29 protein-coding genes are annotated in these 26,176 nt (G+C 67.3%); 9 read left to right on the plus strand and 20 right to left on the minus strand.

Going from position 1 to position 26,176, the window contains the following annotated elements:
* Positions 1–28 precede the first annotated feature (28 nt).
* Together BX604_RS16890 and BX604_RS16895 are read right to left on the minus strand one after the other, a co-directional pair.
* On the minus strand, positions 29–952 hold the full coding sequence (locus tag BX604_RS16890; RefSeq protein WP_098551790.1) for an alpha/beta hydrolase: 924 nt from the start codon (positions 950–952) through the stop codon (positions 29–31).
* 61 nt (positions 953–1,013) lie between these two features.
* Positions 1,014–2,117, minus strand: coding sequence for an OpgC domain-containing protein (locus BX604_RS16895; protein ID WP_098552930.1), 1,104 nt, complete (start codon positions 2,115–2,117; stop codon positions 1,014–1,016).
* A 392-nt stretch (positions 2,118–2,509) separates the two neighbouring features.
* Between BX604_RS16895 and BX604_RS16900 the strand changes: the two genes are divergently transcribed.
* Positions 2,510–3,658: a porin gene (locus BX604_RS16900; RefSeq protein ID WP_098551791.1), complete on the plus strand. Its 1,149-nt coding sequence runs from the start codon at positions 2,510–2,512 to the stop codon at positions 3,656–3,658.
* Positions 3,659–3,704: 46 nt separating this feature from the next.
* Here BX604_RS16900 and BX604_RS16905 read toward each other — a convergent pair whose 3' ends face one another.
* On the minus strand, positions 3,705–4,616 hold the full coding sequence (locus BX604_RS16905; RefSeq protein WP_098551792.1) for a LysR family transcriptional regulator: 912 nt from the start codon (positions 4,614–4,616) through the stop codon (positions 3,705–3,707).
* Positions 4,617–4,759: 143 nt separating this feature from the next.
* Here BX604_RS16905 and BX604_RS16910 point away from each other — a divergent pair, with 143 nt between their 5' ends.
* Both BX604_RS16910 and BX604_RS16915 read left to right on the plus strand, forming a co-directional pair.
* Complete coding sequence (locus BX604_RS16910; RefSeq protein WP_098551793.1) at positions 4,760–5,776, plus strand: aldo/keto reductase; 1,017 nt, start codon at positions 4,760–4,762, stop codon at positions 5,774–5,776.
* Between the two features lie 126 nt (positions 5,777–5,902).
* Positions 5,903–6,643, plus strand: a complete 741-nt coding sequence (locus BX604_RS16915; RefSeq protein WP_175801857.1) for a sulfite exporter TauE/SafE family protein — start codon at positions 5,903–5,905, stop codon at positions 6,641–6,643.
* Positions 6,644–6,664: 21 nt separating this feature from the next.
* Here the strand turns inward: BX604_RS16915 and BX604_RS16920 are convergent, their stop codons facing one another.
* A complete protein-coding gene (locus BX604_RS16920) occupies positions 6,665–7,051 on the minus strand; it encodes an ester cyclase (protein ID WP_098551795.1) in 387 nt (128 codons plus the stop codon).
* Positions 7,052–7,099: 48 nt separating this feature from the next.
* Positions 7,100–7,996, minus strand: a complete 897-nt coding sequence (locus BX604_RS16925) for a LysR family transcriptional regulator (protein WP_098551796.1) — start codon at positions 7,994–7,996, stop codon at positions 7,100–7,102.
* 505 nt (positions 7,997–8,501) lie between these two features.
* Here BX604_RS16925 and BX604_RS16930 point away from each other — a divergent pair.
* From BX604_RS16930 to BX604_RS16940, 3 genes are all read left to right on the plus strand, one after another.
* Positions 8,502–9,341: a peptidoglycan DD-metalloendopeptidase family protein gene (locus BX604_RS16930; protein ID WP_098551797.1), complete on the plus strand. Its 840-nt coding sequence runs from the start codon at positions 8,502–8,504 to the stop codon at positions 9,339–9,341.
* Positions 9,342–9,558: 217 nt separating this feature from the next.
* Positions 9,559–10,461, plus strand: coding sequence for a class A beta-lactamase (gene bla / locus BX604_RS16935; protein ID WP_098551798.1), 903 nt, complete (start codon positions 9,559–9,561; stop codon positions 10,459–10,461).
* 95 nt (positions 10,462–10,556) lie between these two features.
* A complete protein-coding gene (locus BX604_RS16940; protein ID WP_098552931.1) occupies positions 10,557–11,429 on the plus strand; it encodes a LysR substrate-binding domain-containing protein in 873 nt (290 codons plus the stop codon).
* Positions 11,430–11,451: 22 nt separating this feature from the next.
* On the opposite strand, the gene BX604_RS16945 is transcribed toward BX604_RS16940, so the two are convergent.
* Positions 11,452–11,787 carry a hypothetical protein gene (locus BX604_RS16945; RefSeq protein WP_098551799.1) on the minus strand — a complete coding sequence of 112 codons (336 nt, stop codon included), beginning with the start codon at positions 11,785–11,787 and terminating at the stop codon, positions 11,452–11,454.
* On the opposite strand from BX604_RS16945, the gene BX604_RS38425 reads away from it, so the two are divergent.
* Positions 11,786–12,112, plus strand: a complete 327-nt coding sequence (locus BX604_RS38425; RefSeq protein ID WP_143748054.1) for a hypothetical protein — start codon at positions 11,786–11,788, stop codon at positions 12,110–12,112. The genes BX604_RS16945 and BX604_RS38425 overlap by 2 nt on opposite strands.
* Positions 12,113–12,147: 35 nt before the next feature.
* Here BX604_RS38425 and BX604_RS16950 read toward each other — a convergent pair whose 3' ends face one another.
* The 9 genes from BX604_RS16950 to sapR all read right to left on the minus strand — a co-directional run bounded on the left by BX604_RS16950 (position 12,148) and on the right by sapR (position 19,672).
* Positions 12,148–12,402: a GlsB/YeaQ/YmgE family stress response membrane protein gene (locus tag BX604_RS16950; RefSeq protein WP_044843241.1), complete on the minus strand. Its 255-nt coding sequence runs from the start codon at positions 12,400–12,402 to the stop codon at positions 12,148–12,150.
* Positions 12,403–12,550: 148 nt separating this feature from the next.
* Complete coding sequence (locus BX604_RS16955; RefSeq protein WP_257146347.1) at positions 12,551–12,742, minus strand: hypothetical protein; 192 nt, start codon at positions 12,740–12,742, stop codon at positions 12,551–12,553.
* 49 nt (positions 12,743–12,791) lie between these two features.
* The gene (locus BX604_RS16960) at positions 12,792–13,568 is read right to left on the minus strand and encodes an ABC transporter ATP-binding protein (RefSeq protein WP_098551800.1); all 777 of its coding nucleotides are present in this window, start codon (positions 13,566–13,568) and stop codon (positions 12,792–12,794) included.
* On the minus strand, positions 13,565–14,479 hold the full coding sequence (locus BX604_RS16965; protein WP_098551801.1) for an ABC transporter ATP-binding protein: 915 nt from the start codon (positions 14,477–14,479) through the stop codon (positions 13,565–13,567). Before BX604_RS16965 ends, BX604_RS16960 begins: the two co-directional genes overlap by 4 nt.
* Before the next feature lies 1 nt (position 14,480).
* The gene (gene nikC / locus BX604_RS16970) at positions 14,481–15,395 is read right to left on the minus strand and encodes a nickel transporter permease (protein ID WP_098551802.1); all 915 of its coding nucleotides are present in this window, start codon (positions 15,393–15,395) and stop codon (positions 14,481–14,483) included.
* Positions 15,396–15,461: 66 nt separating this feature from the next.
* The gene (locus tag BX604_RS16975; RefSeq protein WP_098551803.1) at positions 15,462–16,532 is read right to left on the minus strand and encodes an ABC transporter permease; all 1,071 of its coding nucleotides are present in this window, start codon (positions 16,530–16,532) and stop codon (positions 15,462–15,464) included.
* Positions 16,533–16,542: 10 nt separating this feature from the next.
* Complete coding sequence (locus BX604_RS16980; RefSeq protein WP_098551804.1) at positions 16,543–18,144, minus strand: ABC transporter substrate-binding protein; 1,602 nt, start codon at positions 18,142–18,144, stop codon at positions 16,543–16,545.
* A 65-nt stretch (positions 18,145–18,209) separates the two neighbouring features.
* On the minus strand, positions 18,210–18,773 hold the full coding sequence (gene ddpX, locus BX604_RS16985) for a D-alanyl-D-alanine dipeptidase (RefSeq protein WP_098551805.1): 564 nt from the start codon (positions 18,771–18,773) through the stop codon (positions 18,210–18,212).
* Between the two features lie 17 nt (positions 18,774–18,790).
* Positions 18,791–19,672 carry a sap1 transcriptional regulator SapR gene (gene sapR, locus BX604_RS16990; RefSeq protein WP_098551806.1) on the minus strand — a complete coding sequence of 294 codons (882 nt, stop codon included), beginning with the start codon at positions 19,670–19,672 and terminating at the stop codon, positions 18,791–18,793.
* Between the two features lie 255 nt (positions 19,673–19,927).
* Here sapR and BX604_RS16995 point away from each other — a divergent pair, with 255 nt between their 5' ends.
* Both BX604_RS16995 and BX604_RS17000 read left to right on the plus strand, forming a co-directional pair.
* Positions 19,928–20,176, plus strand: coding sequence for a helix-turn-helix domain-containing protein (locus BX604_RS16995; protein ID WP_098552932.1), 249 nt, complete (start codon positions 19,928–19,930; stop codon positions 20,174–20,176).
* Positions 20,177–20,179: 3 nt separating this feature from the next.
* Complete coding sequence (locus tag BX604_RS17000; protein ID WP_098551807.1) at positions 20,180–21,514, plus strand: type II toxin-antitoxin system HipA family toxin; 1,335 nt, start codon at positions 20,180–20,182, stop codon at positions 21,512–21,514.
* A gap of 35 nt (positions 21,515–21,549) precedes the next feature.
* On the opposite strand, the gene BX604_RS17005 is transcribed toward BX604_RS17000, so the two are convergent.
* The 5 genes from BX604_RS17005 to BX604_RS17025 all read right to left on the minus strand — a co-directional run bounded on the left by BX604_RS17005 (position 21,550) and on the right by BX604_RS17025 (position 26,084).
* Entirely contained in the window at positions 21,550–22,803 is a 1,254-nt protein-coding gene (locus tag BX604_RS17005) for a hypothetical protein (RefSeq protein ID WP_098551808.1), read from the minus strand.
* Between the two features lie 26 nt (positions 22,804–22,829).
* Positions 22,830–23,372, minus strand: a complete 543-nt coding sequence (locus tag BX604_RS17010) for a class I SAM-dependent methyltransferase (RefSeq protein ID WP_098551809.1) — start codon at positions 23,370–23,372, stop codon at positions 22,830–22,832.
* Between the two features lie 80 nt (positions 23,373–23,452).
* Positions 23,453–25,042: an ABC transporter substrate-binding protein gene (locus BX604_RS17015; protein ID WP_098551810.1), complete on the minus strand. Its 1,590-nt coding sequence runs from the start codon at positions 25,040–25,042 to the stop codon at positions 23,453–23,455.
* Between the two features lie 136 nt (positions 25,043–25,178).
* The gene (locus tag BX604_RS17020; RefSeq protein ID WP_098551811.1) at positions 25,179–25,511 is read right to left on the minus strand and encodes a sugar ABC transporter ATPase; all 333 of its coding nucleotides are present in this window, start codon (positions 25,509–25,511) and stop codon (positions 25,179–25,181) included.
* Between the two features lie 243 nt (positions 25,512–25,754).
* The gene (locus tag BX604_RS17025; RefSeq protein WP_098551812.1) at positions 25,755–26,084 is read right to left on the minus strand and encodes a hypothetical protein; all 330 of its coding nucleotides are present in this window, start codon (positions 26,082–26,084) and stop codon (positions 25,755–25,757) included.
* Positions 26,085–26,176: the final 92 nt, after the last annotated feature.

A 26,176-nucleotide genomic window follows, 5' to 3' on the forward strand; every position in this document is an offset into this window, starting at 1 on the left:
TACGCACCCGGCATGCGGCCGGGCTTCATCACTTCACGCATTCGAGCGTGTACTTCAACCCCTGCCCGAGCAACCCGCGCCACACTTCCCACGTATGCCCGCCGCCGACGATGCGTAGCTCGGCCGCGTTCTGCGCGCGGCGCAGGTGCGTGTACAGCACGCTCGATTCCGCCTGGATCGTCAGGTCGTCGTCGCCGGCCGCGATGAACATCGGCACGCGCCAGTTGCGCGCGAAATAGCCGCGCATCAGCGTCGGATAGTTGAGCTCGTGCCACACGCGCGGGTCGAACTGCCGGTCGCCGAATACGCCGACGTAGCGCGCGGCGGAATTGAGCGGCGGCTCGTTCGCGTAGATCGCGGGGCTCAGCAGCATCGCGCCGCAGAACAGGCCCGGCTCGAGCAGCGAGAAACGCAGCGCGCCGAAGCCGCCCATCGACACGCCGCCGATCGCGCGGCCCGCGCGCTGGTTCGATACCGCGAAGTGCGCTTCGACTTCCGGCAGCAGATCGTTGAGGAACGCGCTCTGCATCTTCTCCTTGCGATCGACGTACCAGTCGGTGCCGCCTTGCGGCATCACGATCACGACGGGCGGAATCTCGTGGCGTTCGATCAGCGTGTCGGTCGTGGCCTGCAGCCGGCCCTGCGTGATCCAGTCGTTCGCGTTGCCGGCATTGCCGTGCAGCAGGTACATCACCGGATAGCGCGCGCCCTCCGGGTTGTAGCCGGGCGGCAGGTAAACCGTATAGGACCAGTCGCGCTTCAGCGATGCCGAACGAAACGCGCGCAGCACGATGCTGCTGCCGGGATTGACCGGCGCTTCCTGCACGGCCGGCGCCGGCGGGGCGGCCTGGACCATCGACGGCGATGTCGCGGTCGCGCCCTGGGTGGCATGGGCGGTGGCGACGGAGCCGGCGAGCAGGACGGCGGCGAACGGAAGGGCAAGTCGGCGCATGGCGAATCGTTTCAGGAAGGGCGCCCGCTATCGTAGCAGCGGTGCGTGACGGCGCGGCGCGTCATCGCCGCGAACGGAACGGGAACGGCAGCCGCGACACGAACGGCGCATAGAGCTTCGCGACGAGATACAGCAAGCCGATCGCGACGACGTCGGCGGTCAGGCCGAGCGGCACGTCGAGATAGCCTTCGGTTGCCTGGTACAGCAGCGAATCGACCGCGAGCGAGATGCAGGTGCCGGCCACGAAGCACAGCAGCCCCTGGCGGCCGATCGTGCCGATCCACGGCATCGCGTGCGCGACCTTCTTCATCCATCCGAGGTGCACGAGCTTGGCCGCGAGCCAGGCGATCGCGAGGAAGTTGCCGAGCCGCAGCGCGCCGAGGTTCTGCTTGATCGACGGATCGGTCGGGAACGGTTCGACGCGCAGCCGGTAGTACGCGCCGGCCGCGACGATCGCGAGCGCCGCGGCCGTCAGCAGCCAGCCTTGCGGCTTCGGCGCGAGCGTCTGGTACACGGGCTGGCAGCGCGCGATCACGCCGAACACGAACAGGAACTGCCACGCGAACGGATTGAAGTCCCACGGCAGGCCTTCGACGGTCGGCAGGAAGCGCGCGACATGCGGCGCCGCGTACCACAGCGATCCGCTGAACGCGAGCAGCAGCCACGGCTGCGTGCGCGCGAGCGGCAGCGCGAGCGGGACGAGCAGCGCGAAGAACGCGTACATCGGCAGCACCGATGCGAGATACGGCTGGCGCCGGAACAGCAGGATGTCGCGCAGCGCCGCGAGCGGCTTGTGGAGCAGGCCGTCGAGATCGTTGGTCGGCATGTTCGGGCCGTCGATCGAGAACGCGTTCAGCACGGCCGTGATCAGCAGCATCAGCCCAGCCGTCACCAGAAACGCGCGGTAGATCTCGAACGCGCGGCGGATGAAGCGCTGGCGCGCGGCGGCCTCGTCGTGGCGTTCGGCGAGCGCGTTGTACGCGATGGCGGTGGCGAAGCCGCCGAGGAACACGAACACCTCGGCCGCATCGCACAGCGCGTACGCGTGCAGCGTCACGCGCGACAGGATGCTGCCGCCGATGTGGTCGACGACGATCACGAGCAGCACGAGGCCGCGGAAGAAATCGAGCTCGGCGTAGCGGCCGGCCCGGGCGGCGGCGGTCATCGGGCCGCCTGCCGGCGCGCGCCGCGCGCGCCGCGTGCGCGGCTGGCAGCCGCCGCGCATGAATCGGGGTGAAGCATGACTTCGTGAAGAAATGACGAACGGATGCGCATTGTGCCATTGATGCGACATCGCCCGGGTTTATGCGGATGGCAGGCCGGTCAGCGGCTGCCGGCAAGCCCGGTCGGGCCGACGGTCGAACCGCGCAGTTGGCGCCGCGCAACGCTTTGAATGCCGGCTCCATGCCCCCGATGGACGGCCGGTTTGCGACGTGACACCATTTTGTCTCGCGGCCGCACACCGCGGTGTCCGCCCTGCGGGCCATGCACATATAAACAGACAAACAAAATCGCCGGGCGCAAGGCCTGCCCGGCCCCCGGCTCCGGAGAACCGTCATGAAGAAGCACGTCATTTTTGCCGCCGCGCTGGCAGCGTTCGCCGCGCCGGCCTTCGCGCAGGACAGCGTCACGCTGTACGGTCTGATCGACGAGGGCTTCAACTACACGAACAACGTGAACGGGGTCGGAAAAGCGGATTACCAGCTCGCGAGCGGCTATGCGCAGGGCAGCCGCTGGGGCCTGAAAGGCAGCGAGGACCTGGGCGGCGGGCTGAAGGCGATCTTCACGCTGGAAAGCGGCTTCGACGTGAACAACGGCGGGCTCAATCAGGGCGGCCGGATGTTCGGTCGTCAGGCATTCGTCGGGTTGAGCGCGTCGCGCTTCGGCACGCTGACGTTCGGGCGCCAGTACGACTCCGTCGTCGACTATCTCGCGCCGCTGACCGCGAACGGCAACTGGGGCGGCACGCTGTTCTCGCATCCGTTCGACAACGACAACACGGACAACTCGTTTCGCGTCAACAACACGGTCAAGTACGCGAGCCCCGACTGGAACGGGCTGACCTTCGGCGGCACCTACAGCTTCAGCAACAGCACCGGCTTCTCGACCAACCGCCAGTACAGCGTCGGCGCGCAGTATTCGCTGGCCGGGCTGCAGGTCGCGGCCGCGTATCTGCAGGCGAACAGCCCGGGCGTCGGCAGCGCGGGCGCGATCGCGTCCGACGATGCGAATTTCGTCGCCGAGCGCCTGCGCATCTTCGGCGGCGGCGTCAACTATACGTTCGGCCCGGCGACGGTCGGCTTCGTCTATACGAAGACCGACATGAAGAACCCAGTGTCGACCATCTACCTGCCGGCGACGACGTTCGACGGGCTCGGGCTGACCGCGACGAAGTTCCAGAACTTCGAGATCAACGGCAAGTACCAGCTTACGCCCGCTTTCTATCTCGGCGCGCAGTACGTGTACACGGACGGCAAGTTCGACGGCGCGGGCGGCTCGTTCAAGCCGAAATACCACACGGTCGGCCTGATGGCCGACTACAGCCTGTCCAAGCGCACCGACGTTTATCTGCAGGGCGCATGGCAGAAGGTCGCCGGCGACAAGACGGGCACGGCGGCCGACGGCGGCTACGTGGTCGGCACCGATGGCCCGTCGTCGTCGTCGAACCAGTTCGCGGTGCGTGCCGCGATCCGCCACAAGTTCTGATCGCGCGACACCGGGCCGGGGCCTGACCGCGCCGGCAGCGGTGCCGTCATTCCGCCCGGTGCGTGTCGCCGAGCGTTTGCGCGAGCCAGTCGACGAAGATCCGCACGCGCGGCGCCAGATGGCGGCCGTGCGGAAACACGACCGACACCGGCAGCGGCGCGGCACGCCATTCCGGCAGCACCTCGATCAGCGAGCCGTCTTCGATGAGCGGCGCAAGCCCGTCGCGCGGCGCCTGGATCAGCCCGAGGCCCGCGAGGCAGCACGCGAGATACGCTTGCGAGCTGCTGACCGAGACGACGCTGCGCATCTTCACCGTGTGCAGCTCGCCTGAATCCATGTCCGCATATTCCCAGTCCAGCTCGCGGCCCGTGCGGTTCGAGAAATAGCCGACCGCGAGGTGGTCGGGCAAATCGTCCGGCGAGCGCGGCGTGCCGTGTCGCGCGAGATAGCCGGGCGATGCGCAATTGATCTGCGCCATCTCGCCGATGCGCCGCGCGACGAGCGACGTGTCGGACAGCACGCCGACCCGCACCGCGCAGTCGATCCCGTCGGCGACGAGATCGACGAAGCGGTCGGACGTGCTCAGCACGACGCGCAGGTCGGGATAGCGCGCGTGGAAATCCGGCAGCGCCGGAATCACTTCGTTCAGCGCGAAGCGCTCGGGCAGGTCGACGCGGATCAGGCCGCGCTGCGCCGCGCCGGCTTCGTCGAACAGCGTCTCGGCGTCGTCGAGATCGGCCAGCAGCTGCGTGCAGCGCTCGTAGTAGGTCGCGCCTTCGACGGTCAGCGCGACGCGTCGGGTGGTCCGCTGCAGCAGGCGCACCCTCAGGTGTTTTTCCAGATACTGGACGGCATTGCTCACCGTCGGGCGCGGCAATTGCAGTTGCTCGGCCGCTTTCGTGAAACTGCCGAGGTGGGCGACGCGCGCAAAGATGCGCATTGCTTGCAGATGATCCATGCGGGGTCGGGGCGTTGGGGAACGGGCAAAGGCTCCATTGTTAATCAGCGTCGAATGATTTGGTTGGGCGTTTCGCGTTTATCGCGCGCGGCAATGCGCCCAGAATGCGGTTCATTCACTCACCACACTGCAAGGAAACGGACATGGACACGCGTCAACTGGGCCGCACGGGCCCGCAGGTTTCGGCGATCGCACTCGGCTGCATGGGGATGTCGGATTTCTACGGGCCGGCGGATCGCGACGAAAGCATCGCGACGCTGCACGCGGCGCTCGACAACGGGATCACGCTGCTCGATACGGGCGACTTCTACGGGATGGGCGACAACGAAATGCTGATTCGCGATGCGCTGCGCGGCCGGACCCGCGACCAGGTGCTGATCAGCGTGAAGTTCGGCGCGCTGCGCGATCCGGTCGGCGCGTTCACCGGCTACGACGCGCGGCCCGAGGCGATCCGGAACTTCGTCGCGTATTCTCTGAAGCGGCTCGGCACCGACCATATCGACATCTACCGGCCCGCGCGCGTCGATCCGGCCGTGCCGATCGAGGAGACGGTCGGCGCGATCGCCGAGCTCGTGAAGGCCGGCTACGTGCGCCATATCGGCCTGTCGGAACTCGGCGCCGACACGATCCGCCGCGCGGCGGCCGTCGCGCCGATCACCGACCTGCAGATCGAGTACTCGCTGCTGTCGCGCGGAATCGAGGCAGACATCCTGCCGACCTGCCGCGCACTGGGGATCGGCGTGACCGCGTACGGGGTGCTGTCGCGCGGGCTGCTCGGCGGCGGCTGGAGCGCGGCACGGCAGGGCGAGCGCGATTTCCGCGCGGCCAGCCCGCGCTTCCAGGGCGAGAACCTCGCGCACAACCTCGCGCTGGTCGACGCGCTGCGCGCGATCGCCGGCGAGAAGGGCAGCAATCCCGCGCAGATCGCGATCGCATGGGCGCTGTCGCGCGGCGACGACATCGTGCCGCTGATCGGCGCACGCAAGCGCACGCAACTGCAGGACGCATTGCAGGCGTCTAAATTGCAACTAACGGTCAATGATCTCGCTCGCATCGAAGCGGCGGTTCCCGCCGGGGCGGCTGCCGGCGAGCGTTATCCGGCCGCGCAGATGGCGCACCTCGACAGCGAGCAGGGCCGGGGGCCGACGCACGGCGCATGAACGCGAGGCTGGCCGATGACGGGGTCCGTCGGACGGGCCCGAGCCAGCCTCAGGCAAAACCAGATGGCAGGCGGCGCGGCGGTGGTTCACCATCGGCGCCGTGTTCAACCGGACGGAATGCCATTCATGCACCTGCATACGCTGACGATCATCGTGCTGGTCTTTCTGCTGGCCGGCGCGGTCAAGGGGATGATCGGCCTCGGGCTGCCGACGATCGCGATGGGGCTGCTCACGCTCGCGATGCCGCCGTCGGCGGCCGCGAGCCTGCTGCTCGTGCCGTCGTTCATCACCAATGTGTGGCAGCTGTGGCTCGGCCCGTCGTTCGGGCCGTTGCTGCGTCGTCTGTGGCCGCTGCTCGTCGGGCTGACGATCGGCACGCTGACGGGCGGCCTGCCCGCGCTCGCGGCCGGCAACGCCTGGACGCACGCGGCGCTCGGCGTCGTGCTGATCGCGTACGGCTGCTGGGGGCTGGCCGCGGCACGGCTGCCTGCGCCGGGGCGTCACGAAAAGTGGCTGTCGGCCGTGGTCGGCTATCTGACCGGGGTCGTGACGGCCGCGACCGGCGTGTTCGTCGTGCCGGCCGTGCCGTACCTGCAGGCGCTGCGCCTGTCGAAGGACGACCTGATCCAGGCGTTGGGGTTGTCGTTTACCGCATCGACGATCGCGCTCGGCCTGCAGCTGCGCGTGACCGGCGCACTGCAGACGGTCGATCTCGGCGTGTCGGCGCTGGCGCTCGTGCCGGCGCTCGCGGGGATGATCGGCGGCCAGTATGCCCGCCGCGTGATGAGCGAGAAGGCGTTCAAGCGCTGCTTCTTCGTCGGGATGGTCGCGCTCGGCGCGTACATGGCGGCGTCGGGGCTGCGATAAGCGTCGCGACGGCAGGGGCCGTCACAGTTGCGCTTCGATCGCCGCCTTGTCGATCACCGACCACACCTGCCGGATCTTGCCGTCGTGAAATTCGTAGAACACGTTCTCGGCGAACGTGACGCGCGTGCCGTCGACGGCGAGCCCCATGAACGTCCCCCTCGGCGCACATGCGAAGCGAAGCCGGCACGCGACGCGCGGCGGTTCGCACACCAGCAGCCGGATGTCGAAGCGCAGATCCGGAATGGCGCGGAAATCCTGCTCCAGCAGCGCGCGATAACCGGATAGCCCGAGCGGCCGGTCGTTGTGGATCACGTTGTCGGCGACGTGCTCGCCGAGCGCCGCCCAGTCCTGCCGGTTCAGGCAGTCGATATACGCGCGGTAGCGGGTCGCGAGATCGGTTTCTGCCATGGCCATGCCTCCCTCGGTATCAATGGGGTGCGCCGGATCCGGCGCGCGTTACCGCGACGCGGTCTCGCCCGACAGGAACGCGACGAACGCCTGCGTGTATTTCGGCAGGGCGTCGAACGAGCGCGCGCAGAGCGTCAGCTTGCGGTGGCTCCACGCGTCGGACAGCTCGACGAGCCGCACGTCCATCGTCTGCATCGCCCGCTCGGCCGCATGGCGCGACACGATGCCGATGCCGACACCGCTTTCGATCACGCGGCAGATCGCGTCGAAACTCTTCAACTGCACACGGTAGCGGATCCGCTTGCCGAGCGCGCGCGCCTGATCCGCGAGATGGACCTGCAGCGCGCTGCCGTCGGTCAGCCCGACGAAATCCGCGTCGGCGATCTCGTCGAATGCGACCCTGTCGCGCGCGGCGAGCGGGTGCGCGGCCGGCACGACGACGATCAGCCAGTCCTCGCGGAATGGCTTCTGCTCCAGCCCGCCGAGCCCGACCGAATCCGCGACGATCCCGACCTCGGCCGTCTTGTTGCGGATCGCATGCACGATCTCCTGGCTCGAGCGCTCCTCGACGCTGATCGACAGTTTCGGGTGATGCGGCAGATACGCGGCGAGCGCGTCGGGCAGGTACTCGCTCAGCGATGCCGTGTTGCACAGCAGCCGGATGTGCCCGCGCAGCCCCTGGCCGTATTGCTGCAGTTCGCCGCGCATGTGGTCGATCTGCTGCAGCACGGTGCGTGCGTGGTGTTCGAGCGCGAGGCCGGCGTCGGTCGGCTGCGCGCCCGACTTGGTCCGGTGCAGCAGCGGCACGCCGAGCTCGTCCTCCATCCCGCGAATGCGTTCGCTCGCGGCCTGCAGCGTGATGTGGGTGCGCTCGGCGCCGCTCGTGATCGTGCCGGCCTCGCAGATGTTCAGGAAAAGCCGCAGGTCGGTCAGGTCGAAGCGCATGGTCGGGTGGGGGCGCGTAAGGACTGGAATGGCCGATAAGTTAGCAGGAACCGCAGCCGCGGTCTCAGGCTGCGCTTGAGGCCCCGTTCGCCGGTTCCGCATTTTCGGGGCGCGATCGATCCCGGATCATGGCCGCATATCAACCGGGGGAGACTGTCATGCGGGTCGATTCGTCGTGGGGGGTGTCGTTCAAGATCGCGTTGCACCTGCTGTTCCTGTGCATCGGCATCGCGTGGGCGTGCGCCGAGCTGGTGGACTGGTTGCGCTGAGCCGCGCGCTCGCTTCGTTATTGAAAGCCATTCGAAATAACGGGACATCGCGAAATTTCCTTCGCATGGTGAGTCGAAAGCGGCGAAATTATTCCGGATCCGATCGGGTTACCGGCAAGAAAACTGCGCCGGTGCCGGGCTCGTGATCGTTTGTCATCATTGTTTGCATCCGGTTACACGTCGGGCGTTCCGTTTTTGAGATGCTTGAAAGATTGTCAAACCGGAGTCGATCGTCCATGAAACAGCACGAGATTTACCGCAAGGCGGCGTGGTTGTCGGGCCTGGCCGCCGTGCTCGTCATGGCCGGTTGTGCAAGTACGCAGTCCGTTCCGCCAAGCGACACGCTGGCGGGCTCGGCGCCGTCGAGTCAGCCCGCCGCGGCGCCGTCGGTTGCCGCGGCGACTGCGCCGGCGCAGGCGCCGATCCTCGTCGCGCAGAAGTACGTCGTGAAGCGCGGCGACACGCTGTCGGGCATCGCGTCGTCGAACGACTGCAGCGTGGCGGAGTTGCGCACCTGGAACAAGCTCGGCGCGCGCGGCCCGCTGCGCGCGGGGCAGGTGCTGCGTATCGTCCGGCAGCAACCGTTGCAGGCGCCGGGTTCGACCGGCGGCACACAGCAGACCACCGCCGCGAGCGATGCGGCGACCGGCGCGTCGGCCTCGACCGACCGGCAGGTCGTGCAGGAAACGAAGCGGCACGCGGGGGCGGTCACGCTCACCTGGCCCGCGCAAGGGCGGATCGTCGACGCGTTCCGGCCGGGGCAGAACCGCGGCATCCAGATCGCCGGGCGCTCCGGCGACCCGGTCCGGGCAGCGGCCGACGGACGCGTGATGTATGCGGGCACGGGCCTGAACGATTACGGCAGCCTGATCATCGTCCAGCACAACGCGGATTTTCTGACGGCGTATGCACACAACCGCAAGCTGCTGGTGAAGACCGGCGACATCGTGCATCAGGGCGACGAGATCGCCGAGATGGGCGACCTCGACAACGCGCGCGTCGCGCTGCTGTTCGAGGTGCGGCGCGACGGCAAGCCGGTCAATCCGATGCCGTACCTGCCGTCGTCGCAAGGCTGACGTGCGCCGCACTGCTGGAACGCGGGCGCACTCGCTGCTACGCTAGAAGCTGTTCATGCGACCCCGTTCATCGGGGGCAGACGGACGTCTTTCGGGGATGCGCGGCACACGCCGCCGCGAGCCGGCCGTCGGCGTGAACCGGCGCGCATCGTCGGGTTGTCGTGTTGCGCGCCTGCGTTGCTTCGTGCCACCGTTTCCGACAGAACACCACACATCCATGGAACACTCTCCGACACGCCGCTCGCTGTTGCTCGCCGCCGTCGTCGCACCGTTCGTCGCCGCGTGCTCGTCGGCGCCCGTGGCCGACCAGGGTCGCGCCCATGCCGCACAAGCCGATCTCGCCACGCTCGAAAAAACATCGAATGGCCGGCTCGGCGTCGCCGTGCTCGATACGTCGGACGGCACGCGCATCGCGTATCACGCACGCGAGCGCTTCCCGCTGTGCGGGACCTATGCGGTTTCCGCCGCCGCCGCGATACTCGCGCGCGGCGCACTCGACGCATCGCTGCTGCCGCGCCGCATCCTGTATCGCCGCTACGACGTCGTCACCGGCTCGCCGGTGACGGAAAGCCACGTCGACACGGGGATGACGATCGCGCAGCTGTGCGTCGCGATGCTGCAGTCGGGCGACAAGGGCGCCGGCAATCTGCTGATGAACGTGCTTGGCGGCCCGCAGGCCGTGACCGCGTTCGCACACGAGAGTGGCGACACCACGTTCCGCCTCGACCGCTGGGAGCCCGAGCTGAACGACGCCGCGCCGCACGACGTGCGCGATACGTCGACACCGGTCGCGATGGTCGACATGATGAAGCGTCTGCTGCTCGGTGACACGCTGGGCGAGCCGCAGCGCGCGCAGTTGACGGCGTGGCTGGCCGGCGGCGCGCGCGGCGCGACCGGGATCGCGGCCGGCGTGCCGCCCGGCTGGCGCATCGCGGACAAGGCCGGCAGCGGCGGTTACGGCACGACGACCGACGTGGCGGTGGTCTGGCCGCCGTCGCGCGCGCCGATCGTGATGGCCATCTCGTTCACGCAGCCGCGTGCCGATGCGCCGGCGCGTGCCGACGTCGTCGCGTCGGCCGCGCGCATCGCATCGCGCGCGCTCATCCCGACGGCGGCCTGAGCGCGGCACACCTCGCGCAAAGCCGGCGTTTGGCTTATCGTGTCGGTCAGCGCGCGCCGGTGCCGGCGCGCGGTTTTCCGTTTACCCGCTTCGTCATGCGCCGACTTCCGCCCCTGCACGCGTTGCAGATCTTCTCGACGGTGGCCCGCCACCGCAGCTTCACGCGCGCGGCCGAGCAGCTGTGCCTCACGCAGGGCGCGGTGAGCCGGCAGATCCAGACGCTCGAGGCGCATTACGGTTTTCCGTTGTTCAAGCGCCATGCGAAGGGCCTCACGCTGACGGCGGAGGGCGAGCAATTGCTGCCGGTGGTCGACGAGAGCTTCGCGCGGATCGAGGACGTTTCGATGAAGCTCACGCGGCAGCGCACCGATCTCGCGCTGAAGGTGCCGACCTGCGTGATGCGCTGGATGCTGCCGCGCATCATGCGCTTCCAGGGCGAACATCCCGATCTCCATGTGCAGATCACGACCGCGTGGCAGCACGTCGTCGATTTCTCGACCGAGCCGTTCGATGCGGCGATCGTCTACGGCATGTCGCCGGGTGCGGGCGTATCCGCGCTGCCGCTGTTCGACGAACGGTTGACGCCGGTATGCGCGCCGGAGCTGCGGCAGGCGTCGCCGCTCGATGCGGTCGGCGATCTCGCGCGCCATACGCTGCTGCATCCGACGCGCGACCATCGCGACTGGCGTGCCTGGCTCGAACACGCGGGCGAGCGCGCGGTCGATGCGGAGCGGGGGCCGACCTTCGACACGCTCGATCTCGCGACCAACGCGGCGATGCAGGGCTTCGGCGTGGCGATCGGCGATGTGACGCTGGTCGACGACGACGTCAGCGCCCGCCGGCTCGAGCGGCCGTTCGACATCGTGCTCGAAACGGGCGCACGCTACTTCTTCGTCTATCCCGAGAGCATCGGCAGCCAGCAGAAGATCCGCGCGTTCAGTGACTGGATCGCGGCCCATCGCGATTGATGCGCGGCATCTCGGGCGAGCCTCACTGGTAAGTCACGACGGCGATCATCGGTGCATGATCGTTGCCTGGGCGGTCAGGTAAAACGATTGCGCGCGAGGCCTGCGTAAAGGTCGTGGTCTTGATCGTACGCAGGCTGGCCGCGTCGACGAACGCAACCTGCCCGTTCGCCGGGCGCGGGCAGTCGGGGCGCACGTGCGCATGCGCGGCGTCGGCCGTATCGAGTGCGAACGAACACGGCGGCTCGACGATCATGCCGGTGAAGTGAATGACGCCGGACGCGCCGGCTGCAAATGAAGAGGACGAGGCCAGAAGCGCGGCAGCCAGGACGAACGAGGCGGCAAACAGGCGATGCTTCATGACAGGCTCCAGAGAGGAAGCGCGTCACAGCGGGGCCGCTCGAATGGCAGTCCGTCAACGCTGCGATGCTGAATGCGTAAACGGCAACTTCATCGAACCTCTTGAATGGAAAACCCGAAATAACGGCAGGAAGCAAATGACGCCGTATTCCTTCAATCAATTTATCTCATATTTGTGCGTCCGCAAGTCAGGGTATTGCCGGTGGCGTACGCTTGCGGAACGGGCGCCGATGGACGCGTCGTTCGCAGGTCAATCGTTGAGAACTCAACGAGTCCGCGATCCGGTGAATCGCGACGATCCAAAAGGAAACGGCCGCTCGGGATGAGCGGCCGTCCGGTGTTGAAGCGGGGGATGCGGCTATCAGCCCGCGCGCTTGCGTACCGCGCCGACGATCACGAGCAGCACGATCGCGCCGATGATCGACGCGATCCAGCCGGCGCCCTGGCCTGGTGCGTACCAGCCGGCGGCGCGGCCGACGTAACCCGCGACGAGCGAGCCGACGATGCCGAGCACGATGGTCATCAGGATGCCCATCTTGTCGTCGCCGGGCTTGAGCGCGCGCGCGAGGAGGCCGACGATGAGCCCGACCACCAGGGTTTCGATGAATTGCAGCATGAATGCCTCCCTGTAGCTGTTGACGAAAGGAAGTGGACTCGTGCGGCACGCCGGGGTTCCCGGTGTCGGCAATCTGGCGTGCTGCAGCGCGAGTATCGCATTGCGCCGTGTCGTGCGGATGTCCGCATTGCCCGGGGGCGCATGCCGTTCATTGATAGTCGGGCAGTACCTGCGCCGCGGCATGAACGGAACCGCCGCCGATCTTCGCGGCCGTTTGCAGGTAGGACGCCCGGAGTCGAATCGACGGCAATCCGCCGGTGGCCGGGTTGTAGCGCGCCACCGTGTGCGATTTTTGCAGCGTCAGCAGCTTGCCGGTCGCGTTGCGGGCGCGGCGCGTCATGCGACGTTCGCGCGTGCGACCGGTCGAAACTATCGTCGTGCGACGCGTGTCAGGCAGCAGGCGCGTCGACGGCCGGGTCGAGCCGGCGATAGCCCTCGGTCGCGCGCAGCAGCGTGCGCGTGTAGTCGCGTGCGACCTGTTCGGCGCGCACGTCCTCGATCCGCAGCTGTTCGACGATCTCGCCATGCTGCATCACCGCGACGCGCTGGCACAGGAAGCCGATCACCGCGAGGTTGTGGCTGACGAGGATCATCGTCAGGTTGCGTTCGCGATGCAGGCGGCGCAGCAGGTTCAGGATCTCGGCTTGCACCGATACGTCGAGCGCGGAGGTCGGCTCGTCGAGCAGCAGCACGCGCGGCTCGACGATCAGCGCGCGCGCGATCGCGACACGCTGGCGCTGGCCGCCCGACAGCTGGTGCGGGTAGCGGAAGCGGAACGTCGGGCCGAGCCCGACTTCGGCCAGCGCGCGGGCGATGCGTGCGTCGGCGTCGTCGATCCTGTGGATCGACAGCGGCTCGCGCAGCGTCTGATCGACCGTGAAGCGCGGATGCAGCGACGCGTACGGATCCTGGAACACCATCTGCACGTGGCGGCGGAACGCGCGCTCGAGCGTGCCGCCGACCGGCCGGCCGTCGATCGACAGGCTGCCGCCCGCGAGCGGCACGAGGCCCGTCAGCGCGCGCAGCAGCGTCGACTTGCCCGAGCCCGACTCGCCGACGAGCCCGAACACTTCGCCGTCGCGCACCGCGAAGCTCGCATCGCGCACGGCGTCGACATGGCCCGTGCGGGTCGGAAAACGGATCGAGACGTGATCGACGTCGATCATCGTGCGGCCTCCTGCGGTTCGGTCGGCGCGGATGCGGGCGACGCGGCGTCGAGCCACGCCGGATCGCGCCGCAGCACCGGCAATTCGTCGGGCGGGTTCACGAGCGGCGGATTCGCCGCGAGCAGCCCGCGTGTATAGGGATGCGTCGCGTGGCGCAGGTCGCGCGCGGCGCAGGTCTCGACCACGCGGCCCGCATACATCACCGCGACGCGATCGCAGAACGACATCACGAGCGGCAGGTCGTGGCTGATGAACATCAGGCCCGTGCCGTGCCGCGCGATCATCGCGTCGAGCACCGCGAGCACCTGCATCGACACCGCGACGTCGAGCGCGGAGGTCGGTTCGTCCGCGATCAAGAGGCGCGGGCCGGTCGACACCATCATCGCGATCATCACGCGCTGGCCCATGCCGCCGGACAATTCATGCGGATACGCATCGGCGACGCGCGCCGGATCGCGGATCTGCACGGCCTCGAGCGCCTCGACGATCCGCTCGCGCAATGCGCGGCCGCGCAGCCCCGGCTCGTGCAGACGGAACGCTTCGCCCATCTGCTTGGCGACGCTCATCACCGGGTTCAGCGAATACTTCGGGTCCTGCAGGATCATGCCCATCTGGCTGCCGCACAGGCGCCGGCGCTCGCGCGGCGACATCGCGAGCAGGTCGTGGCCCGCGAAGCGCATCGTGCGCGCCGAGCAGCGCGCGGATTCGGGCAGCAACCCGAGCAGTGCGCGGCCCGTCAGCGATTTGCCGGAGCCTGATTCGCCGACGATGCCGAGCCGTTCGCCGGGCGCGAGCGTCAGCGACAGGTCGCGCACCGCGTCGGTGACGACGCCGTCGTGCCCGCGAAAGCCGATCTTCAGGCCGTCGATCTCGCAAAGCGGCGCGGATGCGTGGACGGAATTCACTGGCATGTCACGCTCCATGACGGGGATCGAAGACGTCGCGCAGCCCGTCGCCGAGCAGGTTGAACGCGAGGCTGACGAGCAGGATCGCCACGCCGGGCAGCGTCGCGACCCACCACGCGTCGAGCAGCACGTTGCGGCCCGACGCGACCATGAAGCCCCATTCGGGGCTCGGCGGTTGCGCGCCGAGGCCGAGGAAACCCAGGCCCGCGACGGTCAGGATGATGCCGGCCATGTCGAGCGTCGCGCGCACGATCACCGACGACATGCAGAGCGGCATGATGTAGCGCAGCAGGATGCGCGGGCCCGACGCGCCTTGCAGCCGCGCCGCGTGAATATAGTCGGCCTGCGCGACGCGAATGGTCTCCGCGCGCGCGAGCCGCGCATACGCGGGCCACGCGGTGATCGAGATCGCGACGACCGCATTGATCACGCCCGGCCCGAGTGCGGCGGCGAACGCGAGCGCGAGCACGATCTTCGGGAACGCGAGCGCGATGTCGGTGAAGCGCACCAGCACGCTGTCGACGAAGCCGCCGCAATAGCCGGCCGTCGTGCCGATCAGCAGGCCGATCGGCACCACGATCACGACGACAAGGACCGCGATGCCGAGCGTGAGCCGCGAGCCGGCGATCATCCGCGAGAGGATGTCGCGGCCGAGCTGGTCGGTGCCGAGCCAGTGCGACGGCGAGCCGGGCGGCAGCAGTCGGTCGGGCAGCACCTGGTGCAGCGGATCGTGCGGCATGATCAGCGGGCCGAGGATCGCAACGACGATCAGCGCGACCAGGATCGCGAGCCCGAACAGGTTGAGCGGATTGACGGCGAAACGGCGCCAGCGGCGATACGCGAGGCCGAACGCGGCCTGCGAGCGCGATGCGGGCGCATCGGAGAGAAGCCACGCACGCAGCGTGAGACGCTCGGCATTCATGATCGGGCGACCTTCGGCATGGACGATGGAAGAAGCAGGGTGGAAACGGGCATGTCGAAACGATCCTCAGCGTGCGCGCGGATCGAACACGCGGTACAGCGCATCGGTCAGCAGGTTGACGGTGATGAACATCGCGCCGATCACGAGCGTCGCGCCGAGCACCGCGTTCATGTCGGCGTTCAGCAGCGCACCCGTCAGGTACGAGCCGATCCCCGGCCAGGCGAACACGATCTCGGTCAGCACCGAGCCTTCGAGCAGGTTGCTGTAGGTGAGCGCGATCACGGTCAGCAGCGGCACCGCGATGTTGCCGAACGCGTGCCGCCAGATCACGCGGCGCTCGGACAAGCCCTTCGCGCGCGCGGTGACGATGTATTCCTGGCTCAGCTGGTCGAGCATGAACGAGCGTGTCATCCGGCTCAGGTAGGCCACCGAGTAGTAGCCGAGGATCGCGGCCGGCAGCGCGATGTGCGACACCGCGTTGCGGAACACGTCCCACTCGCCGGCGAGTGCCGAGTCGATCAGCAGGCTGCCGGTGTGCGTGTCGACCATCCCGTCGTACGCGGGGTCGAGCCGGCCGGGGCCGGCGACCCAGTGCAGCCGCGCATAGAACAGCAGCAGCCCCATCAGCCCGAGCCAGAACACCGGCACCGAGTTGCCGATCAGCCCGACGAAGCGCGCGACGTGGTCGATCGGCCGGTTGTGCTTGACCGCGGCCACGACGCCGAGCGGCACGCCGATCGCGATGCCGATCAGGGTGGCGATCGACGCGAGTTCGAGCGTGGCCGGGAACACGCGCTTGATGTCGTCGAGCACGGGGTTCGCGGTCAGCAGCGACATGCCGAGATTGCCGTGCAGCACGTCGCGCGCGTAGATCAGGAATTGCGTGACGAGCGGCTTGTCGAGGCCGAGCGCGATGCGTTCGGCCGCGTACGCCTCGGCCGACGCGCGATCGCCGAGGATCGCGAGCACGGGATCGATCGGCACCTTGCGGCCGATCACGAACGTCAGCGCGAGCAGGCCCGCGAACGTGACGGCGAGCGTGAGCGCCCAGCGCAGCACGCGCAGCGCCCAGCGTACGGCCGGGCGCCGCGCGGGCAACGTGCGCAGCGCTTCGAGGGAGGAGGCGGGAGTCGACATGCGGCGAATCTTATTGCTTCTTCAGGTTGCGGTACGACACGAGATCGTTGATCGGTCCGACTTCGAGCCCGCTCACGCCGGGCCGGGTCGCGACCTGCGCGACTTTCTCGAACATGATCACGAACGGCGAGCGCGCGAGCATCTCCTTCTGCATCGTCTGATACAGCTGCGCGCGTTTCGCGGCCGTCGGTTCGGCGAGCGCGGTGTCGGTTTCCTTCGTCAGTTGCGGGATGTCCCAGCTGTTGCGCCAGGCCAGCATTTTATAGCTCGACTTGTCGGAGTTGTCGGGGTTCCATGCAAAACCCTGCGCGTTGCTGTGCGGGTCGATGTAGTCGGCCGACCATTCGCCGATATAGATGTCGTGCTGGCGCGCGCGGTATTTCGCGAGCGTCTGCTTGTTGTCGCCCGGAATCAGCTGCACCTTGACGCCGGCTTGCGCGAAGTTCGCCTGCACGGCCTGCGCGATCTCCGTGTACGGATAGTCGTTGCGCACGTCCATCGTCACCGAGAAGCCGTTGGGCACGCCGGCCTTCGCGAGCAGCGCCTTCGCCTTTGCGACGTCGAGCTTGTACGGATTCGAATTCAGCGTGCCGAGGAAGCCTTCGGGCAGGAAGGTCTGGTGCACCTTGTAGGTCGTCTTCACGACGTTGGCCTGGATGCCCGAATAGTCGACCAGCCACTTCAGCGCTTCCTGCACGTCGGGCTTCGCGAGCGTCGGGTTCTTCGTGTTCAGCCCGAGGTACAGCAGCGTTGCCTGCGGCGAGGCCGTGACCTTCGCCTTGCCGGATTTCACGACCGAGGCGAGATCGTCGGGGCTCAGGTCGCGCGCGGCGTCGACATCGCCGTTCTCGAGCAGCAGGCGCTGGCTTGCCGCTTCGGGCACGTGGCGCAGCACGATGCGTTTCATCGCGAGCGGCAGCCGGTAGCCGTCGAAACGCTGCAGCACGATGCTGTCGCTGGGCGTCCACTTGACGAGCTTGTACGCGCCGGAGCCGGCCTCGTTGGTCTTCAGCCACGCATTGCCGAAGTCGTTGCCCTGCTGGTGCGACAGCAGCAGCTTCTTGTCGACCACCGACGCGGGCCACGAGCCGAGCACGTTCAGCACGAAGGTCGGCGCGTATTTGTGGTCGGTCGTGACCGACACCGTCAGGTCGTCGAGCTTCTTCACGTTCGCGGCGACGTTCGCCTTCGTGAGGCCGATGCCGGTCAGCACGGCAGCCGGGCCCTTGTCGAGCAGCACCGCGCGCTGGATCGACCATGCGACGTCGTCGGCCGTCAGCGGATTGCCGGAGTGGAACTTCAGGCCGGGGCGCAGCTTGAACGTGTAGGTCAGCCCGTCGGGGCTCACCGTCCACGACTGCGCGACGTCGCCGTTGAATTTGGACGGATCGCGCAGGTCGACACGCACGAGCCGGTCGTACGTGTTCGCGACATATTCCTCCGGCACCAGTTCGTAGATCTCGCCCGGATCGAGCGTCGTGAATTCGTCGAGCAGCGTGGCCATCACGAACATGTCCTTCGGCGTTTCCGCGTGCGCGGCGGAAAGCGGAGCGACGGCGAGAACGGACGCGGCGGCCAGCGCCGCGACGAGCCGGGAGGTCAGGGGTTTCATGTGCGCTTCTCCAGTTGTCGTTGAAGTCGTTGTACGTGAACGGTGAAAGAGGGCATGCATCGTCGTTACATCAGGCGCCACGGGCCGCTCGCCGCGTTGTCGATCTGCGGCAGTGCGTGCGAGCCGGGCAGTTCGTAGTGCCACCACTCGCTGTCGATATGCGTGAAGCCGGCCGCGTGCATCACGCCGAGCAGCAGCAGCCGGTTGCGTTGCACTGCGTCGGGCAGCCCCGCGTGGAAATGGCCCGACGCGGCCACCATTTCGTCGAAGCCGGTGCCCATGTCGAGCGGCGCGCCGTCGGCGCCCACCAGCGTCAGGTCGAGCGCGGTGCCGCGGCTGTGATTCGAGCCGCGACCGAGATCGGCGACGAAGTTCGGATCGGGCAGGAAATCCCACAGCACCTGCTGCGCCTGCGGCGGCCGGTATGCGTCGTAGATCCGCAGCGTGAAGCCGGCCTGTGCGGCGACGTCGACCGCGCGGCGCAGTGCGGCTTCGGCCGGTTCGAGCAGCAGGCAGTGCGCGTGGCGGTAGATCGGCTTGCCGGTCAGGTTGCGGTCGGTCGCGTAGACGAGGTCGATGTCGACGCGATGCGTGGCGGGCGTGATTTCGACGAGGCGGGGATGGGTCATCGGCGGTTCGGGGTCGCTCAGGATTCGAATTGGTCGAACGTGTGCTGCAGTTCGCGGTTGCGCGCGACACGGCGGTCGATCGCGGGGCCGAGGCGGTCGACCACGGCCGTGATCAGCAGGTTGAACAGGCAGGTGAGCGGCGCGAGCGAATCCCAGAACTGGCCGACGTCGGTCTTCACCTGCAACAGGTCGGCCGGCCATTCGCGCGCCCACGGGCAGTAGAGGTCGGTGACCAGCGCGAACGGCTGGCCGCGCTCCGCGGCCGCCTGGCAATAGCGGCGCGCGCTGCGCGAATACGCGCGCGTATCGGTGACGATGCAGTACGGCCGCTCGAACTCGGAATTCAGCGAGTCGACGTACGAGCCCGATTGCCCGTCGGAATAGAACACGCGCGGGCGCAGGTATTCGAGATAACTGCTGAACGCATTGCTGATACCGCGGGTCGACTGGATACCGAGGATGAACACGGCGTCGGCCTGCGCGATCCGGTCCGCGACCTGCGCGAACACCGGTTCTTCGGCGAGCCGGTACACGTGACGGATCGCGTCGAGTTCGCGCTCGAGCGACGACGCAAGCGTGCCGTCGCTGCGCGTGTTGGCGGCGGTGCTCGGGTGCGTGCCGTTGGTGCGCCGGTATTCGTCGAGACGATCGGTGATCATCCACGGACGGTCGCTGCCGCCGCGCAGTTCGCGTTTCAGGTCGTCGAGGTTCCGGTAGCCGACGCTGCGCAGGAAGCGCCCGACCGAGATGCCGCTGGTGCCGGTCTGCTGCGCGATCTGGTCGGCCGTTTCGAGCCCGAGCCGGTCGAGGTTCGCGAGCATGTAGCTCGCGATACGCTTCGCGGTTGGCGTCAGCTCGGCAAAGCGGGATTCGACGGTATGGGCGAACGCGCAGGTCATCGGGATGTTGGATTGTTGTCATCGGATGATTCGATGTCATCCATCTAACAAAGCCAAAATCCTCTGCGCCAGCAGATAAAAACTATGGTTTAGCGGAGGGTGATAGGTTGGCGGACGTGTTCGACGACAGGATCGTGAAGTGAGGCAGCGAAAATTATGCCTGTCAGGCATACTTTGCATTTATCTCTGATAGGAATAATTTGCATTTATGTCTGTCAGAGATATACTGCATTGATTACCTACTGGACCCATACCGTGAATCTTATCGTCAATACTCCCGGTCAACTGGGTGAAATCCTGTCGTCCGCGCGTCAGGCCAAGGGGCTGACGCAGGCCGAGGCGGCGATGCGCATCGGCGTCGGCCAGTCGCGCCTGTCGTCGCTCGAGAGCATGCGCACCGAAAGCCTGTCGCTTCGCCAACTGCTCGAATTGACCGCGCTGTACGGCCTCGAACTCAGCATCCGAACGAAGGACGGGCGCGACGCTGCCGACGTCGAGTGGTGAGCGGTGGGACGTAAATCGCACACCCGCGCACTGTCGATCTGGGCCAACGGCCGGCGGGTTGGGACATGGCGGATTCCCGCGCGCGGCGACGTGGAACTGTTGTACGACACCGGCTGGAAGCAGTCCGATGCCGGGCGTCCGCTGTCGCTGTCGCTACCGTTCGGGGTCGGTGACGCGCCGTTGCGTGGCGCGCGCGTGAATCACTACTTCGACAATCTGCTGCCCGACAGCGATGCCATCCGTCGCCGGCTTGCGTCCCGGTTCGGCACGGCGACGATCGAGCCGTTCGATCTGCTCGCTGCGCTCGGACGGGATTGCGTCGGCGCGGTGCAGTTGCTCGGCGAGGATGAAACACCGACCGGCCATGACCGGATCGACGGTACGCCGTTGTCCGACGACGAGGTGGCGCGCGCGCTCGATCAGGCGAGCGGGGTGGCGGCAGGTGCCGAGGACGACGACGATTTCCGCCTGTCGCTGGCCGGCGCGCAGGAAAAGACCGCGCTGCTGTTTCACGCGGGACGATGGATGCGCCCGCATGGCGCGACGCCGACGACGCATATTCTCAAGCTACCGCTCGGGCTGGTTGGCAACAAGCGCGCAGATCTTACGGCATCCGTCGAGAATGAATGGCTGTGTCTGGCGATCCTGCGCGCGTACGGTTTGCCGACGGCTCGTGCCGAAATCGTGCATTTCGGCGAACACAAGGTGCTGTCGGTCGAGCGTTTCGATCGCGTGCCGCATCGTGACGGCGGCTGGTTGTTGCGCTTGCCGCAAGAGGACTTCTGTCAGGCGCTCGGCGTGCCGCCGCATTTGAAATACGAATCGCAGGGCGGCCCGGGCGTGCCGGATCTGGCCGCCATCCTGCGTCGATCCGAGGCTGCGCAGCCGGATCTCGATACATTGTTCAGCGCGCTCGTCGTGTTCTGGATGCTCGCCGCGCCGGACGGGCATGCGAAGAACTTCAGCCTGCGCTTGCTGCCGGGCGGACGTTTCCGCCTCACGCCGCTCTACGACGTGATGTCGATCTGGCCGGTCGAAGGCGACGGTGCGAATCAGTGGTCGTGGCACAAGGCGAAGCTCGCGATGGCCGTGCACGGCAGACGCAAGCACTATGCGATGCGCGACATCACGCGTCGGCACTTTACCGCGATGGCTGAACAATGCCTGCTCGGCGATATCGCGACACCGATCGTCGACCGGCTGGTCGCGGCGACGCCGCAGGTGATCGAGTCGGTCGGCGCGGCGTTGCCGGCCGGGTTTCCGGCGCGGATCGCCGAGCGCATTCTGGGCGGATTGCGCTTCGCCGCGCAGCGTCTCGACGACATGCCGCGCACGTGATGTCCGGCGCGCGCGCCCGACACCACGCCCGTCTTTCACTGCTGCATGTCCGGCGCTTCGCGCAGCCGCCAGATTGCATTGCACTGCTGGCCGCCGAGGCTCGTCGAGCGCAGCGTGATGACGGCGCCGGCCACGATCCGATACCAGAAGTGCGCCATCAGTTCGGTGCCTTTGCGCTGCGCGTGCCCGTCGATCAGCACTTCGCATCGCAGCGGCGACGGCGATCCGGACGGGTGCGTGATGTACACGTTCAGCCGCTCGATGTCGCGGGTCGCGGTGAACACGATCTCGTGATTGCCGCTGCCGACGAGCATCGTGCCGCCCGGTTCGTCGATTGCCTGCAGGTAGGCGCCCGCGCTTGCCTCGAGCGCGGCGGCGGTGACGGTCAGCCCGGCCGAGCGCACGTACTCCGTCGCGGCGATGCGGGCAACGATCGCGTCGGACGGCGCCGGCGTGCCGTCGGACAGCGCGAACGGCAGGCCGTCGCGCAACGCGGAGTCGACATGGTTCGCGTAGTAGCGCCAGCGGTCGAAGAAGCGGATGTCGCCGGTCATGTGCAGCGCGCGGATCGGTTCGCCCTGATACCGCAGCGTCGTGATGCCTTCGCGCGCGTCGAACGATTCGTGAATGCCGTTCTTGCTGACGAAGTTCTGCACCGGATCGAGCAGCGCGGTTTCGCCGCGTGCGCCCCACAGGTGCAGGAACGTGGTGTCGATCCCGAAGCATTCCTGGAAGTCGGTGCCGATGCGCGCGACGCAGTCGCGCAGGTGCTCCGCGTAGCGCGTCCATGCCGCGGTCGTGCCGGCCACGAGCCCGGCCTGCAGCGCACCGCCGTGGCGCGCCGTGACTTCGTCGACGACGAGACGCCAGTGATGGTCGCGCCGCTCGCCGATCAGCGGCGTGACGACGAACGTGCAGAACAGCGGGTCGGGGCACGCGTACAGGCGGTCGTCTTCGATCTGCGAGAACAGGTCGAACGACGGCGCGCAGAACCAGATGTCCGCGTCGTACAGCGCGAGTCGGGTGATCTGCGGGTTGCGCGTGCAATAGTCGGCGGCCTCGATGAAGCGGCCGACCGGCAGCGCATGCGCGCTCGATGCTTCGATCACGTCGACCGACTGGCTGGCAAGGATGCGCCGCTTGTGTTCCGACAGCCCGTAGCCGATGACCGCCACGGTTCCGTCGTAGCCGGTTTGCCGCAGCGACAGCAGGAACGGCACGAGCATTTCGTACCAGGCGCGGTTGTTGTCGTTGATCGCCACGCACACCGCGTGTCCGTTCGAATGCATGGTGCCTCTCCGTCGTGCGCGCCGGCTCAGTAGCCGACGTGGCGTTCGCAGACGACCGCGCCGCAACCGCGGCTGTCGTGATAGGTGATGTGAAACTGCTTGTTGTCCCACAGCCACTGGAACACGGCCTGGTACACGCCGGACGTGGTCATGTCGTGCAGCACGATCTTCTTGCGCGCGAGCGGGCCGAACCGGTTCAGCTCGGCGAGCGTCTGCTCGTACGTATGCGTGGTGTCGATGAACAGCAGGTCGGATGCCAGCGGCTCCATCGCGAGATCGTCGGCGATCCTGAATTCGAAGTCGATCGACAGGTTCTTTGCCGCGTGCTTCAGTTCGTCCTGGATGTGGAAATACTGGTCGGTGATGTCGACCGACACGAGCCGCTTCGGCTGCGCGAGCATGAAGGCGGTCGTGGTCAGCCCGGTGAAGACGCCCAGCTCGAGGATGCTGTCGCATCCGGCGGCCGTGTCGGTATAGAAGTCGAAGCGCGACGGGCTGTCGCCGAGCCAGCCGATCGGTTCGATCTTGTACTGGAGAAACTCCAGCCGCAGTTCCTGTAGCGAGCGCATGGTGGGGGCCCCCGAGTGAAGCGTATTGGAAGTGTGATGCGCCTGCGCGCCGGGGTGGCCGGCAGCGCGGGCGGCGGGTGTTACTTGGCCAGCGTCCGGTACGACACGAGGTCGTTGATCGGCCCGATCTCCGGCCCCGTCGCGCCGGGGCGCGTCGCGACCTGCACGACCTTCTCGAACATGATGATGAACGGCGAGTTCGCGAGCACGGATTTCTGCAGCGCCTCATAACGCTGCGCGCGCTTGGCGGGCGACGGCTCGACGAGCGCGGCCTCGGTGTCCTTCGTCAGTTGCGGGATGTCCCAGCTGTTGCGCCATGCGAGCATCTTGGTGGTCGACTGGTCGGAATTGTCCGGATTCCATGCGAAGCCGCGCGCATTGCTGTTCGGGTCCATGTAGTCGGGCGACCATTCGCCGATGAAGATGTCGTGCTGGCGCGCGCGGTACTTGCCGATCACCTGCTTCGCGTCGCCCGGGATCAGCTTCACGCGGATGCCGCCCTGCGCGAAGTTGGCCTGCAGCGCCTGCGCGATCTCGATGTACGGATAGTCGTTCGGCATGTCCATCGTCACGTCGAAACCGTTCGGCAAGCCGGCCTTCGCGAGCAGCGCCTTCGCCTTCGCGACGTTGAGCTTGTACGGGTTCGCATTCAGCGTGCCGAGGAAGCCTTCGGGCAGGAAGGTTTCGTGCACCTTGTAGGTCGTGCTGACGATGTTGCGCTGGATGCCGTCGTAGTCGACGAGCCACTTCATCGCCTGCTGCACGTCGGGCTTTGCGAGGTTCGGGTTCTTCGTGTTCAGGCTCAGGTACAGCAGCGCGGAGACCGGCCACGACGCGACCTTGATCTTGCCGGCCTTCGTCAGCGCGGCGAGGCTGTCCGGGCTCAGGTTGCGCGCGGCGTCCACGTCGCCGTTCTCCAGCAGCAGCCGCTGCGCGGACGCTTCGGGCACGTGGCGCAGCACGACGCGCTTCATCGGGTACGGCGTGCGGTACTTCTCGAAACGCTGCAGCACGATGCTCTCGTTCGGCATCCACTTGACGAGCTGGTACGGACCCGAGCCCGCATCGTTGGTCTTCAGCCAGCCGCTGCCGAAATCGTTGCCTTGCTGGTGCGACATCAGCAGCTTCTTGTCGAGGACCGACGCCGGGCATGCGCTCAGCACGTTCAGCACGAAGCTCGGTGCGTATTTGCGGTCGGTTTCGAGCACGAAGGTCTGCGGGTCGACCGCGCGGACCTTCTGCATCACGTTCGCCTTCGTGAGGCCGAGATCGGCGAGCACGCCGGCCGGGCCCTTGTCGAGCAGGATGGTGCGCTGCAGCGACCATGCGACGTCGTCGGCGGTCACCGGGTTGCCGGAGTGGAACGTGACGCCGGGGCGCAGCTTGAACGTGTAGGTGAGCCCGTCGGCGCCGACCGTCCACGATTGTGCGATCTGTCCGTTGAAGTGCGTCGGGTCTTTCAGGTCGACCCGCACGAGGCGTTCGTAGGTGTTCGCGACGTACTCGGACGGCACGAGCTCGTAGATTTCGCTCGGGTCGAGGGTCGTGAATTCGCTGAGCTGGGTGGCGACGACGAAAATGCCGGGCGGCGTCGCGGCCTGCGCCGGCAGCGCCGGGACAAGGGCGACGAGCGCGGCGCTGACGAACAGCCGGGACAGCAGATGCTTCATGCAGGCTCCATCGAAAAGGAATCGTGGTGCGATTCTCTCATCGACGGCGGCCCGGATGAAAATATTCGACAACGCGCGCACGACGGCGCGCAAGCGGGGGCAGGCAGGCCGGGCGAGCGCCCGGCGCCGGCGGTGCTCAGATCACGCAGCGCGCGATCGCGAAGCGCATCGCTTCCTCGGCCGGCTCGCTGCCGGAGCCGCGCACGACCTTGACGACCGAGCCGTTGGCCGACGGCGTAAGCGTGACGAAATACGAGCGCGAGCCGACGGTAATGTCGGTGACGCCGTTGTGCTGCGACTGCTCGGTGCCGGACAGGCGGCTGTCGAGGCAGTTGGCGATCGCGTAGGCCGGACGTGCCGACGACACGTAGATCATCGGCGCCGAACCGGATGCGGCCGAGTTGGACGAGGGCGAGGAACCGCAGGCGGCGAGCAGGGCGGCGGGCAGGAGCAGCAGGAATCGTTTCATGATCGGAATCGTCGTGTGTCTCGTGTCGAGGCGGGGGCGCGGGGTACGCGAAACGCGGAGCTTCGCGACGAAACCGCCGGAATCGTGCCGTTTTTGACGGTCGATGCGGGAGGCGGCTGACGTCGGAGTATACCCGCGGCACTTGACGCGAGCACCGTGCTGAAACGATTCGATACACAAGCACCCGCTGTCGCGCGGCGGCAGCGGGCGTTTCAAGCGGTGGCGAATCGACGCTCGCCGGCGTTACTGGCCGATCTTGTGGCTGACCGAATTTTCCTGCTGGTTCAGCGCGTGCTTTTCGCTCTGGGTAATGTGGCTGCGATCCTGCGCAGCCATGTCCCGCTCTTCCTGGCGGATCCGGTGGTCGTCACGGTGCAGGCGCGCGGCCTGTGCGTGCGACATCTCGCCTTCCTTCACTTCGTGGTGGATCCGGCGATTCTGGTTGGCGAGGCGATGGTTGACCTCTTCGCGGCGCGGATGCGCCTGTTGCCATGGCGTGTCGGCGAACGCGGTGCCGGTCAGCACCGACATCAGGGTGGCAGCAATCGCGAGATGGCGGGTGAAGGCTCGCATGACGTTTTCTCCTGTCGTTGCGCGTCACGGAACGTGCGCGCCTGCCGAAAAAACGCTGTGCGGGCCGCGGCTGTTGACGTTTCCTGCTGTAT

Origin of the sequence: Burkholderia sp. JKS000303 (assembly GCF_002563755.1) — a bacterium.
GTDB classification, from domain to species: domain Bacteria; phylum Pseudomonadota; class Gammaproteobacteria; order Burkholderiales; family Burkholderiaceae; genus Burkholderia; species Burkholderia anthina_B.

Excerpts from the sequence above, each read along its gene's own strand:
- BX604_RS16890 (WP_098551790.1), bottom strand. The coding sequence starts at position 952 with ATGCGCCGACTTGCCCTTCCGTTCGCCGCCGTCCTGCTCGCCGGCTCC.
- BX604_RS16895 (WP_098552930.1), bottom strand. The coding sequence starts at position 2,117 with ATGACCGCCGCCGCCCGGGCCGGCCGCTACGCCGAGCTCGATTTCTTC.
- BX604_RS16900 (WP_098551791.1), top strand. The coding sequence starts at position 2,510 with ATGAAGAAGCACGTCATTTTTGCCGCCGCGCTGGCAGCGTTCGCCGCG.
- BX604_RS16905 (WP_098551792.1), bottom strand. The coding sequence starts at position 4,616 with ATGGATCATCTGCAAGCAATGCGCATCTTTGCGCGCGTCGCCCACCTC.
- BX604_RS16910 (WP_098551793.1), top strand. The coding sequence starts at position 4,760 with ATGGACACGCGTCAACTGGGCCGCACGGGCCCGCAGGTTTCGGCGATC.
- BX604_RS16915 (WP_175801857.1), top strand. The coding sequence starts at position 5,903 with ATGCACCTGCATACGCTGACGATCATCGTGCTGGTCTTTCTGCTGGCC.
- BX604_RS16920 (WP_098551795.1), bottom strand. The coding sequence starts at position 7,051 with ATGGCAGAAACCGATCTCGCGACCCGCTACCGCGCGTATATCGACTGC.
- BX604_RS16925 (WP_098551796.1), bottom strand. The coding sequence starts at position 7,996 with ATGCGCTTCGACCTGACCGACCTGCGGCTTTTCCTGAACATCTGCGAG.
- BX604_RS16930 (WP_098551797.1), top strand. The coding sequence starts at position 8,502 with ATGAAACAGCACGAGATTTACCGCAAGGCGGCGTGGTTGTCGGGCCTG.
- bla (WP_098551798.1), top strand. The coding sequence starts at position 9,559 with ATGGAACACTCTCCGACACGCCGCTCGCTGTTGCTCGCCGCCGTCGTC.
- BX604_RS16940 (WP_098552931.1), top strand. The coding sequence starts at position 10,557 with ATGCGCCGACTTCCGCCCCTGCACGCGTTGCAGATCTTCTCGACGGTG.
- BX604_RS38425 (WP_143748054.1), top strand. The coding sequence starts at position 11,786 with ATGACAGGCTCCAGAGAGGAAGCGCGTCACAGCGGGGCCGCTCGAATG.
- BX604_RS16945 (WP_098551799.1), bottom strand. The coding sequence starts at position 11,787 with ATGAAGCATCGCCTGTTTGCCGCCTCGTTCGTCCTGGCTGCCGCGCTT.
- BX604_RS16950 (WP_044843241.1), bottom strand. The coding sequence starts at position 12,402 with ATGCTGCAATTCATCGAAACCCTGGTGGTCGGGCTCATCGTCGGCCTC.
- BX604_RS16955 (WP_257146347.1), bottom strand. The coding sequence starts at position 12,742 with ATGACGCGCCGCGCCCGCAACGCGACCGGCAAGCTGCTGACGCTGCAA.
- BX604_RS16960 (WP_098551800.1), bottom strand. The coding sequence starts at position 13,568 with ATGATCGACGTCGATCACGTCTCGATCCGTTTTCCGACCCGCACGGGC.
- BX604_RS16965 (WP_098551801.1), bottom strand. The coding sequence starts at position 14,479 with ATGCCAGTGAATTCCGTCCACGCATCCGCGCCGCTTTGCGAGATCGAC.
- nikC (WP_098551802.1), bottom strand. The coding sequence starts at position 15,395 with ATGAATGCCGAGCGTCTCACGCTGCGTGCGTGGCTTCTCTCCGATGCG.
- BX604_RS16975 (WP_098551803.1), bottom strand. The coding sequence starts at position 16,532 with ATGTCGACTCCCGCCTCCTCCCTCGAAGCGCTGCGCACGTTGCCCGCG.
- BX604_RS16980 (WP_098551804.1), bottom strand. The coding sequence starts at position 18,144 with ATGAAACCCCTGACCTCCCGGCTCGTCGCGGCGCTGGCCGCCGCGTCC.
- ddpX (WP_098551805.1), bottom strand. The coding sequence starts at position 18,773 with ATGACCCATCCCCGCCTCGTCGAAATCACGCCCGCCACGCATCGCGTC.
- sapR (WP_098551806.1), bottom strand. The coding sequence starts at position 19,672 with ATGACCTGCGCGTTCGCCCATACCGTCGAATCCCGCTTTGCCGAGCTG.
- BX604_RS17005 (WP_098551808.1), bottom strand. The coding sequence starts at position 22,803 with ATGCATTCGAACGGACACGCGGTGTGCGTGGCGATCAACGACAACAAC.
- BX604_RS17010 (WP_098551809.1), bottom strand. The coding sequence starts at position 23,372 with ATGCGCTCGCTACAGGAACTGCGGCTGGAGTTTCTCCAGTACAAGATC.
- BX604_RS17015 (WP_098551810.1), bottom strand. The coding sequence starts at position 25,042 with ATGAAGCATCTGCTGTCCCGGCTGTTCGTCAGCGCCGCGCTCGTCGCC.
- BX604_RS17020 (WP_098551811.1), bottom strand. The coding sequence starts at position 25,511 with ATGAAACGATTCCTGCTGCTCCTGCCCGCCGCCCTGCTCGCCGCCTGC.
- BX604_RS17025 (WP_098551812.1), bottom strand. The coding sequence starts at position 26,084 with ATGCGAGCCTTCACCCGCCATCTCGCGATTGCTGCCACCCTGATGTCG.